This is a genomic window from Paenibacillus sp. LK1, assembly GCF_002750415.1.
Lineage (GTDB): Bacteria > Bacillota > Bacilli > Paenibacillales > Paenibacillaceae > Paenibacillus > Paenibacillus taichungensis.
Genome location: NZ_PEII01000001.1, coordinates 808850 through 824104 on the forward strand (window position 1 = coordinate 808850; position 15255 = coordinate 824104).

The window sequence follows — 15255 nt, forward strand, 5'->3', positions numbered from 1 at the left end:
TAAGATTAAAGTGATATATTACTTTTTGTGCTCATCTTGGGGCGTTAGTTCAGTGGGAGAACGCTTCGCTGGCAGCGAAGAGGTCAGGGGTTCGACCCCCCTACGCTCCATAAATCAAAGACCCTATTTAATGTAGGGTCTTTTTGTTTACCTATTAGTTAAATATGTAATGTTTTTTATTTCCTAATATTGAAGCTACCCTCTTATCTAGTTCTTCTATGTTCACTTCGTTTGAAAAACTTAAATTTACCCACATTTTAGTCTTGTTATTAAACCTCTTTAAACCTGCTATTTTTCCGTTTGAGTCTATACTAGTAATTCTATATGTATTAGTTCCAACATGAATCTCTTCTTCAACAACGTCTTCTATGTATTTACTTTCTACACTACTCATATTAAAACTCATCCTGTGTTAACATTGCTAAATGATCTGCGTACTTGGCTGAAATGTAACCATCATAATACATGTCGTGAATCCTATCTGCTATTTCAAATGACATGACTCCATTTTCACGCAACAAATTAATTAGTCCCAAAATTACAGCTTCCTTGTCTTCCCTTTTTGCCATTCAAAAACTCCTCTATGTATTTTGGTGAAATACGAATTTTATTTAGTCTAGCTTATAAGGGGAGTCAAATTTCATCCCCCTTATAATTTTACATGTTAGTGTGATAAGCCTTCACTGTCATCAACCCTACTCAGAATGTCACCTGATCTTTGCACAGCACGACCAATACCGTCCGTGGCAATGGCAAACTTGTTGCCTACTTCTTTGTAAATTCGAACAACCTTTTGTTCTTTTGTCTCACCCTCGTCAATTTTATTCTGAACTTTGTTAGTTTTTTCGCTCGAATTGACAATATTTATCAATCTCATAGCGTCTTCTTTTGAACATCCCATTTCAGCAGGGCTAAATTCTTTAAAAAAATCGACTAGGACTTTACCCAATTGCTCAACAGCCTTTGAATACTCGCTACTATAATTATTCAAAATTTCTGATACTTTTTTGATTTGTTCCTCATTAAATTGCTGATTGTTGTTTTCCATTTATATTATCTCCTCTATTATGTATTCTTGTATTACTGCGATTTATCAAATTAACCCTTTTGAATTTCTTTTAAATCATTTTGAAAACCTCTTGTTTGCTCAATTAATTCGCTTACTACATCACCCAAACCTAACGAGACATACTTTTGCTTGTCTACATGAAGTAATTTAGTTATTTTAATTAATTCATCAATCTTTTCCTGTTGTTTTGACAAATACTCTTTTTTACTATCAAAATCCGTTCCCATTGTTTTTAATTTCTTATCAATTTCATTTGTATATTTAAAAGCCAAGTTAATTTGTTTTCTTGTTAACATCTTATTCTCCTCGTTGTTTATTTTTTGTATTACATTGTCATCCATGTGACGCATTGTAATACAAAATGAGTTAGGATAAGTCAACTTACCTTAATCTAATTCCATTGCTATTAAGCAGAATACTATTTATTAAGTTGTTTAAATTTCTCAATCACTTCTTGTGCAATCAAATGTCCTCTACCAGTGAATTGAATGTATTGTACAAGCTCTGGATGTTTCTGAATCAGTTCATCCATTTGTTTTACTGTAAGTTTATCCATCTACTTCACCTCCTCTCGCAACTTTAATTTTCTAAGTTCTCTCCTCTGATACTTCTCGTAATCTACAAAACCAGATATTATCTTATCCCTATTACCAAGTTTCAATTTATCAATATCTACACCTTCAGTTATGAGAATGTTGCTTGGTCGTTTGTTTTTATGTAATTTGTTAAAACTACTAACCGTATAAACATGAGCGTATCGTTTTTGATATGGATTCATCCATCCACTTCCCATGACAACTGTCATATTACGTTCAGCCGCAACAAGTACAATTACACCTGATAATAGGTTTGGGATATTGAATCCATCTATATCAACAAGACATGTTTCATTTGAAATAAGGGATTCGTTAATGCTGATCTGTAACAAATGGGTCGATTTCTTCTTCAATTCATGTCCTACATTTGAATAAAGCATTTCATAAAACCGCACAACTCCTCCTCTCTGTGTACAATGTGTACACACTGTGCTACAAAATCGACTATTTCAGGCTACAATGAGCCACATTGTGTCCTCAACTATCTTCAATTTGACGAAGGTTCAGCTATATACCCACGCTTCAACAACTCTTTGTGGTACTCCATAATAGACATTCTCATATACATTTCTTGTGCCGATGTAATAAAACTTCCTCTTAGATCGCAATTAACACGGCTATTGATATCTTCGATTGCTCTATCGCAAATATTCTTAAAATCTCTTTCGTTCATTTACTCGTCCCTCTCTATTTTGTCCTCTTAACATTTCCATCCATAAAATACTGCCGACTTTCTTCATGCTTCCTAAGTTTAGATGTTTTAAAATTAAATCATCTATCTTATCCATACCTTGCACAATCTCATCAGTGAATACTTTTTCCTTTACATACCTACCGTTTACCTTAAATAGATTGTACATAGTAATCTTTTGGATGAACTTAGGACATTCTCCGTTAGGATTGGGTATGTCAAAAGAAGTCATATAATATGACCGTTTCGACCTCTTCGTTCCAGCAGTAAAGACAGATGTTATTTGTTCTATTGGTCTTTCATTAATTACATCGATATGCTGCTTCTCATAGTAATCTTCGTCTGGATAAATTCCTTCGTTATCGATGATTTGGAACGCTTTCCTGCATACGTCTGTATCAGGCATAAGAGACAATCCCTCATGCAACAAATCTATGTATACCAAATCTTTATATTGTCGATCATGTTTCTTGATAAACTCAATTGTAAATCGCATAGCAAGCCTGAGTGCTGCCAACTCATCTGACTGTTCATTTTGAATCAATGTTTAACATCCCTCCCCTCTATTGAAGTCTATGAAACTATCATTTCACTGGTGGATTAGCCAATACCCACATGTTTAATTTATATATTTGATCCAGCAAATTTTTGAACTCTTCTACTCCATCTGTAAGGTTTAAACTAGCTTTAGCCTTGGCTGAATTTAGACTAGAGAGAGTTGTGAGCGATTCAAATTGGATGCCTAATTTTTCAATAATAATTGATAGATCTGGTAATGAATGATTATCTAATTTAAAGTCGCCAATATTAACATTCTTACTGAAACTAACGAGACGGTCTGGTTTCGTTTTGGTATTCTGAGATCCCTCTTGTGACACTAGGTCTCTATAGTAAAGATTTCCCGCTTGATCCATTAAGACATCTCCAAGATGTTGCGACAAATAATCGAGATACGAATCTTTCAAGGGTGCTGCCCAACCAGTTCTTTCAAAAATAATTTGTTGTGGTCTTTCTCTCAGAATTTGCTTATGTAGTTTTTCATTGCATTCGGAAATAGTTTTGCCCTTGATCTTGGTCTCAGCGTTAGTATCACCAGACTCTAATAACAATTTCACAATTGTATATTCAATGTTGCCTTCGTCAAGCAAATCAGTATCTACATAAAACAATAGTTTATTATTCATATTTTATTCTCCTCTATTAGATATCCCACTCGTATTTATTCACAATCTGATCCTTATCATCCTTGTGATAGAATTGACTAAGAAATTCTTCTGTTGCTTCTTGCGTTGGCATTGTTCCCCAATCATATAAAGCATCAATATAATCTTCAGGTGTCTTCAGATAGAAAGTTAATACACCATGCAAATCTAAATCATCGGATTGATGCGCTGCAATTGCCATAGCTCCTACCGCTAACCCGTAGTTGATATTCAATTCTTCAACAGTTGTCATTTGCTCATCTTCTTCAGATTCATTAAATAACTCATAAAACTCAGGAAAAATATTAATCTCTAATTCCTCTGCCTGTTGATTTATGCTTAAATTATTAAGTATATAATCTCGATACTCTCGACCCTTATCGCTTTCAGCCATCATTAAGTTTTCTGCAATTTTTCTATCCAAATTTATTTTCTCCTTTTATTATACTCGTATTACTCTAGTTCATCTGAACTCGCAAGTGACAGATTTGACGGATCAATCCCAAAATGGTGTTGAACATATTCAGTTGCTTTTGCAACCTCGTCTTGCCCTTCAATCATTGATTCTTTCTTAACATGAATATTGATATAAGTTGTAAATTCTCCACCGTTATTAACCATAAAAATCACTTCAAACATATTTTCATTCTCCTTTTGTATGTATAATTATTTTTTGCTTACTCTATTCAACAGTCTTTATATCTATTCAATCTCTAGCAAATTAATTCGTTGGATCAATCTCTGCAATTTTCTTTCCATCTTTTCCCCAATACTGAGTTACTTCTCGAACTGGATCTTCATTTGTGCCAGTACCTTTGTTTACTACTACCTTAATAACCTCAGTGATACAACATTGTTTTACCTTCAATTCCTCACCTCCTTTCAAGTAAAATGTTTGTTTCATCAACTCTTAGTACAATCCCCAATTAACCTTTTCTGACATATCATTGATTTTCCCTACTTTAAAATCATTAAGTGAGATATCTTTAAAGTACAGATCAAAATATACTTCTTTTTGACCATCGTTATTGTAGACAAATTCCAATTCTTGAATTAGTTTATATTGATCCTTCTTGGTAGCCCATTCTCGGACATTTTCTAATGTAATTCCAATATTCTTATAGTCAGAAATCGACATTAGTACCTTATCTTTATCAAATGATTCCATAACAACGGCAAATGGCGCTTTTAGTTGATGAGTATACTTAAAGAATTCAATTGAAGTCATATACTTTGCTGCTTTATCAATATGACCTTGCTTGTACATAAACAAGGCGAAATACTTCAGTAGTTCTAAATAATCATATTCAAATTCTTCTTGAAACACATGTTTACCTAGTGTCACCATACGACTGTGAATCACATTAATAACGTTCAATTCGCCTGAATTTTTGATCTCTCCATTTTCGATTCGCAACAATAGACTGGTGATTTGATTATGGATGTCCCGTTCAATATAGAATTTATTACTCATTTATAATTCCTACGTTGTTATATGTATTTTTATTCTCCATAAAATCCTTATTTTATCAGTACCATATTTGTTTTAATACTAAATAGCTCATATGGTGTTTCGGCATTTTCTATTTTTTGAGTAATAATTTCTTTAATAACATCATTGTTTTCTTTTGAGTATGTTTTGATAAGCAATTCCTTCACTTCTTTAAATTCTAAATTCTCAAACAGAATGGTGTATAGCAAGTCTGCTCCAATGGTTGACTTCATCAAATGACTGTATCGATAATCATCTTGCAATTTGAATGTGAACCAATCGGAATTAAGCCTTGACCCATCACAAGCATACCCACATTTATACTCCATCTGCTCATTCAATTTACTGATCATTTCACTTATGCTCTTTGACTCAGTAGTGATTGTCAAAAAATCAGCGGACATTCTTCCTGCTACAATCGCCAAAGGTGTAATGATTTGAAAATCTTCTTCTTGTGTAAAGTCTTCGTTACCCTGTTTGATGAGAGCATCCCACTTATCCAATTCCAACTTACCCTTTTCAGTCAACATTACTTGATACATTTACTTCCTCCTATTCAGTTATTAATAACACTTCAATATCCTGTGGTATCAATTTGTGTTTACTCTGCAATTTTTTCACAAACTTATAGTTCTTCTTGGCTGACCTTTTATCAAATGAGTTTAGAATGAGCCTAATGTTAACCTTTCGCTCATAAAGCCAATTAATAAGACTGATGAATCCTTTCAAATCGCTATACTCACCATGTCCACGAACGAATAGTTCATATTCGGCATCTGTATAGTATTCGTCATCAATTTCAATGTAAAAGCAATCACCATAATTAAACCATTGCTTAATTATCTTCATCTCTATATTCAAGCATCCAGTTATTAAGAATTAACTTAGCTCTACTTGTTGTATATTTACTCTTGTTGCGCTTTAAATACTTCTTTTGAACATACTCACCCAAATAGGGAACGTTGCATATTTCATAAGAATCAACTGGTACATGAAAATTATATTTCCCAAACTGATAGTATAAAAGATCTTCCTTATTTCCGATTGCATCAAACTTACTATGTATACCTCTAAGTTCAGCTAGATCAGAGGTCAATGCCTTTTCGATAATATGTCGTTTCATCTCATACAATTTGTTTAATTTATTCCCTAGCTTCTTCTTACTACACTTACCACTTTTACAACTACTAGTTCTAAATATCTTCTCTGCTCGTTTCGCTGCCTTGTTAATCGTAAACAATGCTTCGCTTTCCTTTAGAAGATCGCTACTTGTGATCTCCTTCCCAATCAAATATCACCTCCCTAACAGAGTAATCTATGTATTATCCAAGAAATAAATCTTGGATTATTATTTTATTATTTATAAAGTTTCCGTTTCACACATTTTAGTGCGATAAAAGAAGCTATACCTTCATCATTGATTATATAGTAATCTGAACTTTGGGTGAGACTATCATCTTCTTCGTGTATTGGATACAATTTATCTTGGGTTAAATTGAAGTAACTCAAGTCTTCATTCAGAACATTTTCTTTTGAGAACATTACGTATTTTGCATCATCATATGTACTTGTTTCTTCTAGTGCTAGTTTCAGGCTCATTTACTTTCTCCTTAAGTTTTATTTGTTGTTACTTTCTAAGTATAAGTCACGACTTCTTTATCGTCAATACTTATTTTCATTCTTATTATTTTATCATTTAATATTCTTACTACATTCACAAACTCAAACTTATGTTAATAGCATTTCTAATCTTCCCTATGTAATTCTTTGGCATCTCAAAAATCTTATATTGCAATCTTTCCTTCTTAACAGTTAAGACCTGTTCGCACAGGGCTGTACTATCATTGAAAACTCCGCATTCATTAGCATCTACAAACACGTGTGTGGGCATTCTTTTCTTTAGTTTGCTCGATGTTAAAGGAACTACAATTACAACTGGACTATATTTGTTTCCCATATCATTACTAATTACAACACAAGGTCGATGTCCCCCTTGAACGCTACCATCTCCTGCTGGCAAATCGACTTCCCACACTTCCATACGTTTAATTGTTTTCGCTTCAGCTCCTCTACGTTCCATTACCAAACTCATAATGCATCCACTCCTTAGTCTTATTTTTCTTTACGACACAGTGTTATTTTTACTCTTAATCTGATTATACCTCAAAACGAGCCACATACAAGAGAACGCACGTTCTATTTTCACAAATACGAATCTTAGTCAATATGTAAAACGTGACATCAAGCAATATTTTAGTCCCCGACTAAAAAAGCTTGACAAGTAAAAGCAAGGGTACGTGAAGTTAAACTTGGGATACTTCATATTAAACGTAAATATAATAAATGAAGCTGTTATTTTATCAATATTGGTGAAAAAAATAGGATCAGGCTTCATTTGCCCAATCCTTTATGCACTCTACACTCAAATTTATCAAGAGGAAGCGTTTCCTCTCACAATCGAAGGCATGCCTGAGATCCCTGATGCATTACCTACTGCTATAGAGTGTCTATAGAAACCTAAATTCATTAAGTAATCGAGTTTGCTAGTGACATTCATCATGATATTATTGCCTAAGAAAAATTTCTCTTCAAATAGCAGGTTCTTATGTATCGTAGTAATACTCGCCATATCGATAAAACACTCTTTACCAGTAAAAGCTTCGTCAAGATGAACAAAGAAGGGATGTGAACCTTCCACTGTGAGCTTGTACCATTCTTCTTCTTTTTCATGTTCGTCAACGCTAACAATCTTAGCAATCATTACAGTACCATGACCCAAACTATTGTCTAAGTCGTCATTTGACAAGACAACAATTTTCCTTGTCTTGGCGGTTAATACAATTTCAAATTCCCCGCCACGTGAAAAGTTCTCAGTTGTAGCAATATTCGTACCTTTTCTTGGGCCTTTTACTTTTCTAGTTCCAGTAGTAGTACCGCGAAACTTGCTTTTATTGTCAGGAATAAAAAAATCCAATGGTCGTTCACCAACATAAGGGACAATGGCTTCAAAAACCCACCCGTTTTTAATTAATGACCAATTGGACTTATCCAAAAACTTAGCATTATATTGAGATTTAGTCATGTGACATAATCAATCCTCTCGTCTACGCTTATTTTCAGAAGATTTCATTTGTTCTTCAGTCAATCTTTTTATAGGCTTAGGCGCTGGATAATTTTCCATTGCTTTTTCTCTTCTTTTGGCTGCAAGATCTACAATGGCTGTTGGAGACATTTTAAATCCTCCTTTTTTCTTCATATACTCTCCTTCATAAAAACTTTTTACAGTTAATTTATGATTGAAGGTATATTATTATGTTACTTTGGTTATACTGTTACGTTAAAATTATATCATTTTCATATAACATATACAATGTATATGCAACATTTAGTTGGTAAAAGTGACCTTGTTATCTGCACATAGTTGGTAAAAGAAAAAGCGCCTAGAATTAGTCTAGACGCTTGATTGGAAATGTTATTGTTTATTTGTTTTTATTTGTTGAAGAGCATGTAAGCATTGAGATCAACTCGTAAAGAAGAGTTTTTGTCTGCATAATCCAATGCAGTTTTCCCACTTGAGTCCTTTAGAGTTGCATTAGGTTTCTTGTTAATTAATTCACCGAAGTAAAATGAGTTGTTGTTGATTAGAGTGATATGCAAGGCTGTCTTCAAATCATCTCTTTGAGTATTTACGTCGAGAGCATTCCTATTAATAGCCTTATACGCTTCGTAATTTTCTTCCTCAATAGCGTACATCAACAATGTATTTCCTCCATTACTGGAGTCCTGAGCATTTACATCTAACGTTCCATTATTCAATGCTGTACGAATCTTCTCAGCATCTAATTTACCATCTGTTGAGTAAGTTTCTTTCAAATTATTCACCTTTTTGCTTGTTGAATTATTGTTGGTGGTGCTTGGTTTACTTGGATTGGTAGTATCCGTTCCAGACTGACCGCCCGTTGAACCATTGTTTGATCCAGTTCCAGATTGAGCAGTTGTTCCACTATTGGTTGTCGCATTGCTTTTGGAAACACCTTCTTTTAAACTAACGGTTGAACTAGTTACAGACTCAACTGAATAGCCCATTGCATTTGCAGTATCACGAACAGGAAGATAGAGTTTCCCATTAACGTTCAGTGGACTTTCAGATAATTTTGCCTGAGTGCCATCTACAACAATCTTAACATTACTTTGAGTAGCTTTAAGATATGCGGCTGCTCCAACAGCAGAACCAGCAGTCACAGTAATACCAACAATTGCCCCCAATGTAAACGTAGACAATTTACTAATCATCTTCTTCATTATGTACCTCCAATAATGGTATTGTTTGTATATCTAGTCTATACCATTATTATCGGTAATTGGAATGGTATAGTTTAGTTCAAATCAATACGAGTTGCTTGATCTTTAATATTACCGCCAGCAGTTCTAGTAATGTTGCCTGTTGCCTTCATTTCAATATTTCCTTGGACATCTATTTTTAATCCAGTTGAGGAAAGTTCAAAAACTGAACCATTGGCTAATCCAAGCTTATAAGAACCATTATCTGAAGCAATAAATTGAAAATCTTTACTTTGTGCTGTAAAAGTGCCATTGTCTGAAATCAAAGTAATACCATTATCTTTAAAATCGATACTACGCTCTCTGGCGTTATTACTAGCTTTATACTCTTCCTTATACCCGCCATTGTATTTGGTGTTGACCATCTTAGCTCGATCATTTGCACCGCCATCACCAGTACCAATTTTCTCGACAGGTTGAGCTGCATCACCTGAACCGATAAAGGTGGTCTCACGTTTAACTTTCATACTTTCTTTAGGGAGCGTGTAAGAATAAGCAATTATCCCTGTATTTTCTGTGGTTAAAATACGTCTTTCGCTGTCCTCCCAATATAATAGTCTATCACGAGAATCCTTCGCCTGTTCCTTTGCAGACACTTTTGCTGTTACATAGCGCTCAGAGTTATCTTGAATGTCAATATAGTCAATAAATTGTCCAACTTCAGCATCTTTACCAATGGTTTTAAGTCGGTTCACGGTCAAGTTATTTACATATCCATCATCTGCAAGGATGGCGTTTACTTCTAGCATTTCGGCAGTTAGTTTACCAACATTGATCATATCGAACTTGTCTAGGTCGATTACGCCTGCATCTGTATCAATAAGTAACTCGCCAGCTTTACCGTAAAATTTAGCATTGTGAGCTTTAAGGTTACCAAACATATCAACCGAAAAATTACCCTTATCAAAATCTTCTGCTCCCTCTGAAATTTTTCCTCCCCACATACCAACCTTGGGAAGAATCCGAAAGATGCCGTCACCGTCACGTAACGTTAGAGAAGATTCATCAATTTCACCATTACCAAATTTAGAGTTTTTGATAACTGCTCGATCCGCGAACAAGGAATTCAAATAGCAGTTCCCGAAAAAGTCTACGCGGAATGGCGCATTGGCGAAGGTGGAAGCGCCAAGGGAAAGACCTTCTGATGTCAATAACATTATTTCATTGTTGTCACCGACACGTAAACGCAAGTCACCCTCTTGAGACAGACCAAATACATTTGAAGTTACTCCGTTACGAATCTTATCAATGTAGAATCCACGACCATTGTCTATGCCTGATACGTTTGTGATAGTTTTATCGTTGCAGTTACTTGAAGCATAGCGATTAACATTTAACCCGAACACATCTGGTTGTTCAGAAATCATACCAAGTCTGAGTACAGGTCGTCCGCACCGATCATCTATCATTAACTTGGAGCCTTCGATAGTAAATACACCCAGCGTGTCGCCAATGGTTATCCGCTGTCCTAAAATGAGTTTTCCTAGCACCATCTCCGCAATCACGCCACGCGAATTTATTGCTGTTTCGAAACGGTTTCCTCCGCTTCTGGTTAGACCGATAGCCCCCGCGGTTAATTTCAGGTATTCCATCGGATTATTCGGATCTACGAGAGTTATACCTGTATTATCAATGGTGACTGTGTTATTTACACTCATCCTGATCTGCTCAGTAGTTTTATTCCAAAAATTATCGAATAGCTTACTCATATCAGACGAATCTACAACAGCTTGACCCCATTTGGTTTTACTTGTATCCACGATTACACTTGTATTTTGATAGTCTCTTAACATTTTTTCTAGAATATCTGCTTTAGCATTGACACTTTTTGCATTGCTCAAAGTTAATTTAATACTTGATCCAGCAAAGTCATAATCTATTTCAATTATACGAGCCTCAAGAGCAATACCAAGTGGTTCATATTTAATGTTGATGTAGTCACCAAGATTAAGTTTCTTCCAATTCCGTTGTTCCTCAATAATCTCTAAGAAATTAACAATATCAACTTCTACTGATAATTCTGGTATCTGCAATTCTTTAAACTTATCTTGGGCTGCTTCATACAAATCTTTTTCATCTATGTATACATCATCACTAAATTCACCTTGAATTACATAGTTCTTCAATTCTGTTAATTGCTCATTTGTGAAGTTGTTTTGCGAATCAAGTATGTTCTTCAAGCTACTTATTTGACTCTGAACATTTGTAATCTGATTTAACTTGTTACTAATCTCAATTTGCTTAAGGTTGATCTGGTTTTCTTTATTGTCTAAACTGTAACGTTCTACGATTGCATTGTCATTGCCAGCCATCTGATATTCTTCAATTGAGATAGTAGCAACTTGCATAAACACACCAGTAGATGATCCATTAACTGTAATAGTTGTTGTCTCTAGATTGTTTAACTTGCCCAACATTACCCATCTACCTGATGTTACTGATTTAACAGAGCCATTTAGACTAACAGTTACGCCAGAAGAGGAATCAACTTTAATCATAGCTGCATAGTTATATCCTTTGTTCAACTTAAATGTTCGAGATGTACTACCACTATGTTGATACTTTTCAAAATACATCTTGTCGCCAAATTGTTGTGTAACCTTAACTTCTTGAATAACTTTTTCATCATTCTGGAGTTTATTCAAATCGACTTTGAGTTCGTTTAGTTCTCTCTCGTACAGTTCCAAACTATCCAAGTACTGTTTGAACAATCCTTTATTGCTCTCAACCAGTGCTTCATAATCGAGTAGGGCGTGGCAGAGCGAATCCGACATATAGTGACTTGATGAAATCACCATTTTATTCTCATCACGTTCAAAAGGATATAACCAGTAGCCAAAATTCTCAATATAATTCTGTCCTGTAGGATTCACTTTTTGAATACCAAGACCATCCTTACCATATGCAAACAATCTAGTAACCATGTCTTTGGCATTGCTTTGGACATTCATACTCTTCATTAACTTTCCATGCCCAACCGTTAATCCCATGTTGATTCCAGTTAACTCAGGTTTAGTCATACTAATAAGTCGATTTTCCGAGTCAAAATTCAAAATGGCGTTGTATTTATCTGCAATAGACACTAGAGCTAACAATACATTAGTTGAATTAAATTCAAATGCTCTTTTACTCAATTTAAAATCAGCATCAATGTAATCAATATTCCACAATGTATCAGCCAGTACATCAATCATTACTTGGTCTGCACCATGTGCTTCAACAGAGTATGTTTTAATTATTGTATTGTTCAATTCATATTCAAGGGAATAACAAGATACATTTAACATATCTTTATTTTCTAATGAATTTTCAATATTGTGTATAATGTACCATTCGGACTTATTTCCTGTTTTCACATTGATTAAGTATCTCTCTCTAATTAATTCAATGTTATTATTTGTTTTCAAAATATGATGCTTGTCAATTTTGTAGGGTAGAGATAAGTTTAATTCTCCAGTTCCATTTAATTTAGTTGAAATATTATCATTAAATGCTTCACTCAACTTACTAACAATCTCACGGTTGGGTTTGGCAAGAAAATACTGGGGTTGAATGGGTTTTTTATTTCTATCTATATTTCCTAACAATTTATCTCTCCTATACAAATAAAGAAGAGGGAGTTAACCCTCTCCTTATCTTTTCATTTTCTGGAATCTTGAAACGACTTCTGAAGCAATATCTTTTTCATTATGATGTGGTTGTGCAGTGATGTTGTTTGTGATTTTATATGTGATATTTGGTTCAGGTGTGGATTGTTTATTGTTAATCGAAGGGGTGAAAGAGGAAAGATTAATACCTTTAATCTTATCAACAATACTACGAGTAATATCAACTGCTTCTAACATGTTTCTTGTGTCGCCTTTGTTGAGAACCAACTCTTTCTCATGAGCAAGCAGCAACTTTCCACCTGAGAATGAAGGAGTCATGCCGCCAGTTTCAGCACTAAAGATTTTTTGACTAACTAAGCTATCAAAGCTACCATCAGGAAATCCATACACTGAACGAAGTTGGTCATTGCTGGACTTGAGTCTATTGAAATCATTCTCAAGGTTCTTGTATTGGGTTGATGACTTATCCAGCTTCTTCATTTGTTCCTTAATTGATTCAGCTTGTTGCTTATTGCTCAGATACTCAGTCCATGCCTGTCTTGCAGCCATCGTGCCTTTAATCGTTCCTGTTGATCCATTACTAGAATTATTTCCACTTCCACCACTACCAGCTTCAGTAGGCGTATAATCTCCAATTTTGAACTTGTTCAGGTTCTCTAAAGAAGTTTGAACTTCATTGATCATATTCTGCATCTCTTGTGATGTCTCGAATGTATGATCTTTGATATTGGCAAACAATTTATCATACTCTCCACCGATGATTCCTAGTGTAGCAGTTACAACATTTGCATCGTTACTCATCAATCCTTTTTTGAGTTCATAGAATTTCTTCTGATCCTCAAGGATGTCTTTATATTTTCGCTCTGTCTTTTTCTTTTCTTCATCAATCTTATCAAGCGTATCATCATGAAGTTTATCTTCTTCATCTTTAATCTTGTCGTTGTAATTCTTGTTATCGTCAAGTTGATCTTGTAAGCCCTGCTTAATCAGTTCACGTTCACGGTCACGTTGATATTTAAAGATTTCTTCGTCTAGGGCATCTAGTTGGTCTTGCAGTTCTTTACGAACAGCTTTCCCTTCCATAGTTCTATCCATTGAGTATCTATTAAATTTGTCCTGAACTTTTTGCCGTTCTTCCATCTTCTTCTTAAGTTCTTCTTCATANTGAGTATCTATTAAATTTGTCCTGAACTTTTTGCCGTTCTTCCATCTTCTTCTTAAGTTCTTCTTCATAATCAACACCAGCATTTTCACGATCAAACGCCTTGAGTCGAGCATTTACGTAATTCTCGAATTGTTTTTGCTCATCATCAATGTTCTTAGTGCGTTCCTTGTGGCGCTTATCTTCCTTCTCTCGTTCCTGATCGAGAGCTTCCAAAGCCAAGTCACGTTGCTTCTCTATAACCTTTTTGTACTCATCAATTACATTATCAGCAGCGGATTCTCGCAAATCTTTAAGTGTCTTATTTACATCAGCCAATGCAGCGTTAGTACCCAATAATGATAAATTGAACTCTTGAAGTTTATCATTATAGTATGCTGTCATTTCAGCATTCAATTTACCACTTACAACCAGAGACTTGGTGTACTCGATTTCTTTGGCTAAAACTGAACTCTTATGCTCAAGAATTGGAATCTGACTTTTCAACTCTTTATTGTACTCAACCGTACCTTCAGTCATCAGTTTCAAATTGGCATCAGATACAGATAACGCATCGTCATCCGCTTTGATTTGTTTGTCATAGGAAGAAAGTTGACTATCAAATACATTTTTGCGCTTCTCGTCAATTTGTGCTTGATAATCCCACCACTTAGCACTATTTTCAGCCATTTTTAAATCAAACTCGCCACGAGTAATCTTCTGTTCAATAAGTTGTTGGCGAATATCTTTATTTTGTTGCTCGATCAATTTCTGCTCTTGTTGAAGATAGCTACTCTGAGCCATTTCTTCCTTACGCCATTCAGGACTGTCTTGTGTGTAGCGGCTTTGCTTATTGGCCGACAATTCACGTTTGGACTGCAAAGCTGATATTGCATTTTCTGATCCAGCAATCACGCCTTCAACGATATCTAGTCCAAGTTGATATACATCTTTCTCTTGTGAAGATATGTTAAGTTTAGTTTCACGTATTGCATCGGCTCTTTCTTTCTCTGTAGCATTTACAATTTCAGTCGTAGTCTTACCATCAGAGCTAGTAGTCTTAACTTTTGTAGGTGAGCTATTCGTTGATGAGGAGCTTGAACCAGAGATTTCAT

The 15255-nt window shown here is 34.9% G+C and carries 20 protein-coding genes and 1 tRNA gene; 1 reads left to right on the forward strand and 20 read right to left on the reverse strand.

Features of this window, described 5'->3' with window-relative positions; all coding sequences use genetic code 11:
- Positions 1 to 38: 38 nt before the first annotated feature.
- Positions 39 to 110 (forward strand) — tRNA-Ala (locus CS562_RS03675).
- 44 nt (positions 111 to 154) lie between these two features.
- Here the strand turns inward: CS562_RS03675 and CS562_RS03680 are convergent.
- From CS562_RS03680 to CS562_RS03765, 20 genes are all read right to left on the reverse strand, one after another.
- Entirely contained in the window at positions 155 to 394 is a 240-nt protein-coding gene (locus CS562_RS03680; protein WP_099853632.1) for a hypothetical protein, read from the reverse strand.
- A gap of 1 nt (position 395) precedes the next feature.
- Positions 396 to 569, reverse strand: a complete 174-nt coding sequence (locus CS562_RS32800) for a hypothetical protein (RefSeq protein WP_180287008.1) — start codon at positions 567 to 569, stop codon at positions 396 to 398.
- Between the two features lie 95 nt (positions 570 to 664).
- The gene (locus tag CS562_RS03685; RefSeq protein WP_099853634.1) at positions 665 to 1048 is read right to left on the reverse strand and encodes a hypothetical protein; all 384 of its coding nucleotides are present in this window, start codon (positions 1046 to 1048) and stop codon (positions 665 to 667) included.
- Between the two features lie 50 nt (positions 1049 to 1098).
- Entirely contained in the window at positions 1099 to 1365 is a 267-nt protein-coding gene (locus CS562_RS03690; protein ID WP_099853636.1) for a hypothetical protein, read from the reverse strand.
- A 122-nt stretch (positions 1366 to 1487) separates the two neighbouring features.
- The gene (locus CS562_RS32805) at positions 1488 to 1625 is read right to left on the reverse strand and encodes a hypothetical protein (RefSeq protein ID WP_180287009.1); all 138 of its coding nucleotides are present in this window, start codon (positions 1623 to 1625) and stop codon (positions 1488 to 1490) included.
- Complete coding sequence (locus CS562_RS03695) at positions 1626 to 2060, reverse strand: hypothetical protein (protein ID WP_099853638.1); 435 nt, start codon at positions 2058 to 2060, stop codon at positions 1626 to 1628. It abuts the gene before it with no gap.
- 258 nt (positions 2061 to 2318) lie between these two features.
- Positions 2319 to 2900, reverse strand: coding sequence for a hypothetical protein (locus tag CS562_RS32810; protein ID WP_099853642.1), 582 nt, complete (start codon positions 2898 to 2900; stop codon positions 2319 to 2321).
- 40 nt (positions 2901 to 2940) lie between these two features.
- Positions 2941 to 3540 (reverse strand): hypothetical protein, encoded by a 600-nt coding sequence (locus CS562_RS03710; protein WP_099853643.1) that lies wholly within the window; start codon positions 3538 to 3540, stop codon positions 2941 to 2943.
- Between the two features lie 16 nt (positions 3541 to 3556).
- On the reverse strand, positions 3557 to 3982 hold the full coding sequence (locus CS562_RS03715) for a hypothetical protein (protein ID WP_099853645.1): 426 nt from the start codon (positions 3980 to 3982) through the stop codon (positions 3557 to 3559).
- 29 nt (positions 3983 to 4011) lie between these two features.
- A complete protein-coding gene (locus CS562_RS03720; RefSeq protein ID WP_099853647.1) occupies positions 4012 to 4197 on the reverse strand; it encodes a hypothetical protein in 186 nt (61 codons plus the stop codon).
- 82 nt (positions 4198 to 4279) lie between these two features.
- Positions 4280 to 4426 carry a hypothetical protein gene (locus CS562_RS32735; protein WP_180287010.1) on the reverse strand — a complete coding sequence of 49 codons (147 nt, stop codon included), beginning with the start codon at positions 4424 to 4426 and terminating at the stop codon, positions 4280 to 4282.
- A gap of 42 nt (positions 4427 to 4468) precedes the next feature.
- On the reverse strand, positions 4469 to 5032 hold the full coding sequence (locus tag CS562_RS03725) for a hypothetical protein (RefSeq protein ID WP_099853649.1): 564 nt from the start codon (positions 5030 to 5032) through the stop codon (positions 4469 to 4471).
- A 47-nt stretch (positions 5033 to 5079) separates the two neighbouring features.
- Complete coding sequence (locus CS562_RS03730; RefSeq protein ID WP_099853651.1) at positions 5080 to 5592, reverse strand: hypothetical protein; 513 nt, start codon at positions 5590 to 5592, stop codon at positions 5080 to 5082.
- A gap of 293 nt (positions 5593 to 5885) precedes the next feature.
- The gene (locus CS562_RS03740; RefSeq protein WP_099853655.1) at positions 5886 to 6341 is read right to left on the reverse strand and encodes a YkyB family protein; all 456 of its coding nucleotides are present in this window, start codon (positions 6339 to 6341) and stop codon (positions 5886 to 5888) included.
- 65 nt (positions 6342 to 6406) lie between these two features.
- Positions 6407 to 6649 (reverse strand): hypothetical protein, encoded by a 243-nt coding sequence (locus CS562_RS03745; RefSeq protein WP_099853657.1) that lies wholly within the window; start codon positions 6647 to 6649, stop codon positions 6407 to 6409.
- A 115-nt stretch (positions 6650 to 6764) separates the two neighbouring features.
- Positions 6765 to 7142, reverse strand: a complete 378-nt coding sequence (locus CS562_RS03750) for a type II toxin-antitoxin system PemK/MazF family toxin (RefSeq protein ID WP_099853659.1) — start codon at positions 7140 to 7142, stop codon at positions 6765 to 6767.
- A 339-nt stretch (positions 7143 to 7481) separates the two neighbouring features.
- The gene (locus tag CS562_RS03755) at positions 7482 to 8132 is read right to left on the reverse strand and encodes a hypothetical protein (protein ID WP_099853661.1); all 651 of its coding nucleotides are present in this window, start codon (positions 8130 to 8132) and stop codon (positions 7482 to 7484) included.
- A 9-nt stretch (positions 8133 to 8141) separates the two neighbouring features.
- Positions 8142 to 8306 (reverse strand): hypothetical protein, encoded by a 165-nt coding sequence (locus tag CS562_RS32815; protein WP_180287011.1) that lies wholly within the window; start codon positions 8304 to 8306, stop codon positions 8142 to 8144.
- A 233-nt stretch (positions 8307 to 8539) separates the two neighbouring features.
- Positions 8540 to 9352: a stalk domain-containing protein gene (locus CS562_RS03760; protein ID WP_257219337.1), complete on the reverse strand. Its 813-nt coding sequence runs from the start codon at positions 9350 to 9352 to the stop codon at positions 8540 to 8542.
- 74 nt (positions 9353 to 9426) lie between these two features.
- Positions 9427 to 12978, reverse strand: a complete 3552-nt coding sequence (locus tag CS562_RS03765; RefSeq protein WP_180287012.1) for a phage tail protein — start codon at positions 12976 to 12978, stop codon at positions 9427 to 9429.
- Between the last annotated feature and the right edge of the window lie 2277 nt (positions 12979 to 15255).

What these genes read in the sequence shown, in the direction of transcription:
- CS562_RS03680 (WP_099853632.1), bottom strand. Translation starts at nt 394, where the DNA reads ATGAGTAGTGTAGAAAGTAAATACATAGAAGACGTTGTTGAAGAAGAG.
- CS562_RS32800 (WP_180287008.1), bottom strand. Translation starts at nt 569, where the DNA reads ATGGCAAAAAGGGAAGACAAGGAAGCTGTAATTTTGGGACTAATTAAT.
- CS562_RS03685 (WP_099853634.1), bottom strand. Translation starts at nt 1,048, where the DNA reads ATGGAAAACAACAATCAGCAATTTAATGAGGAACAAATCAAAAAAGTA.
- CS562_RS03690 (WP_099853636.1), bottom strand. Translation starts at nt 1,365, where the DNA reads ATGTTAACAAGAAAACAAATTAACTTGGCTTTTAAATATACAAATGAA.
- CS562_RS32805 (WP_180287009.1), bottom strand. Translation starts at nt 1,625, where the DNA reads ATGGATAAACTTACAGTAAAACAAATGGATGAACTGATTCAGAAACAT.
- CS562_RS03710 (WP_099853643.1), bottom strand. Translation starts at nt 3,540, where the DNA reads ATGAATAATAAACTATTGTTTTATGTAGATACTGATTTGCTTGACGAA.
- CS562_RS03720 (WP_099853647.1), bottom strand. Translation starts at nt 4,197, where the DNA reads ATGTTTGAAGTGATTTTTATGGTTAATAACGGTGGAGAATTTACAACT.
- CS562_RS03725 (WP_099853649.1), bottom strand. Translation starts at nt 5,032, where the DNA reads ATGAGTAATAAATTCTATATTGAACGGGACATCCATAATCAAATCACC.
- CS562_RS03730 (WP_099853651.1), bottom strand. Translation starts at nt 5,592, where the DNA reads ATGTATCAAGTAATGTTGACTGAAAAGGGTAAGTTGGAATTGGATAAG.
- CS562_RS03745 (WP_099853657.1), bottom strand. Translation starts at nt 6,649, where the DNA reads ATGAGCCTGAAACTAGCACTAGAAGAAACAAGTACATATGATGATGCA.
- CS562_RS03750 (WP_099853659.1), bottom strand. Translation starts at nt 7,142, where the DNA reads ATGAGTTTGGTAATGGAACGTAGAGGAGCTGAAGCGAAAACAATTAAA.
- CS562_RS03755 (WP_099853661.1), bottom strand. Translation starts at nt 8,132, where the DNA reads ATGACTAAATCTCAATATAATGCTAAGTTTTTGGATAAGTCCAATTGG.
- CS562_RS32815 (WP_180287011.1), bottom strand. Translation starts at nt 8,306, where the DNA reads ATGAAGAAAAAAGGAGGATTTAAAATGTCTCCAACAGCCATTGTAGAT.
- CS562_RS03760 (WP_257219337.1), bottom strand. Translation starts at nt 9,352, where the DNA reads ATGAAGAAGATGATTAGTAAATTGTCTACGTTTACATTGGGGGCAATT.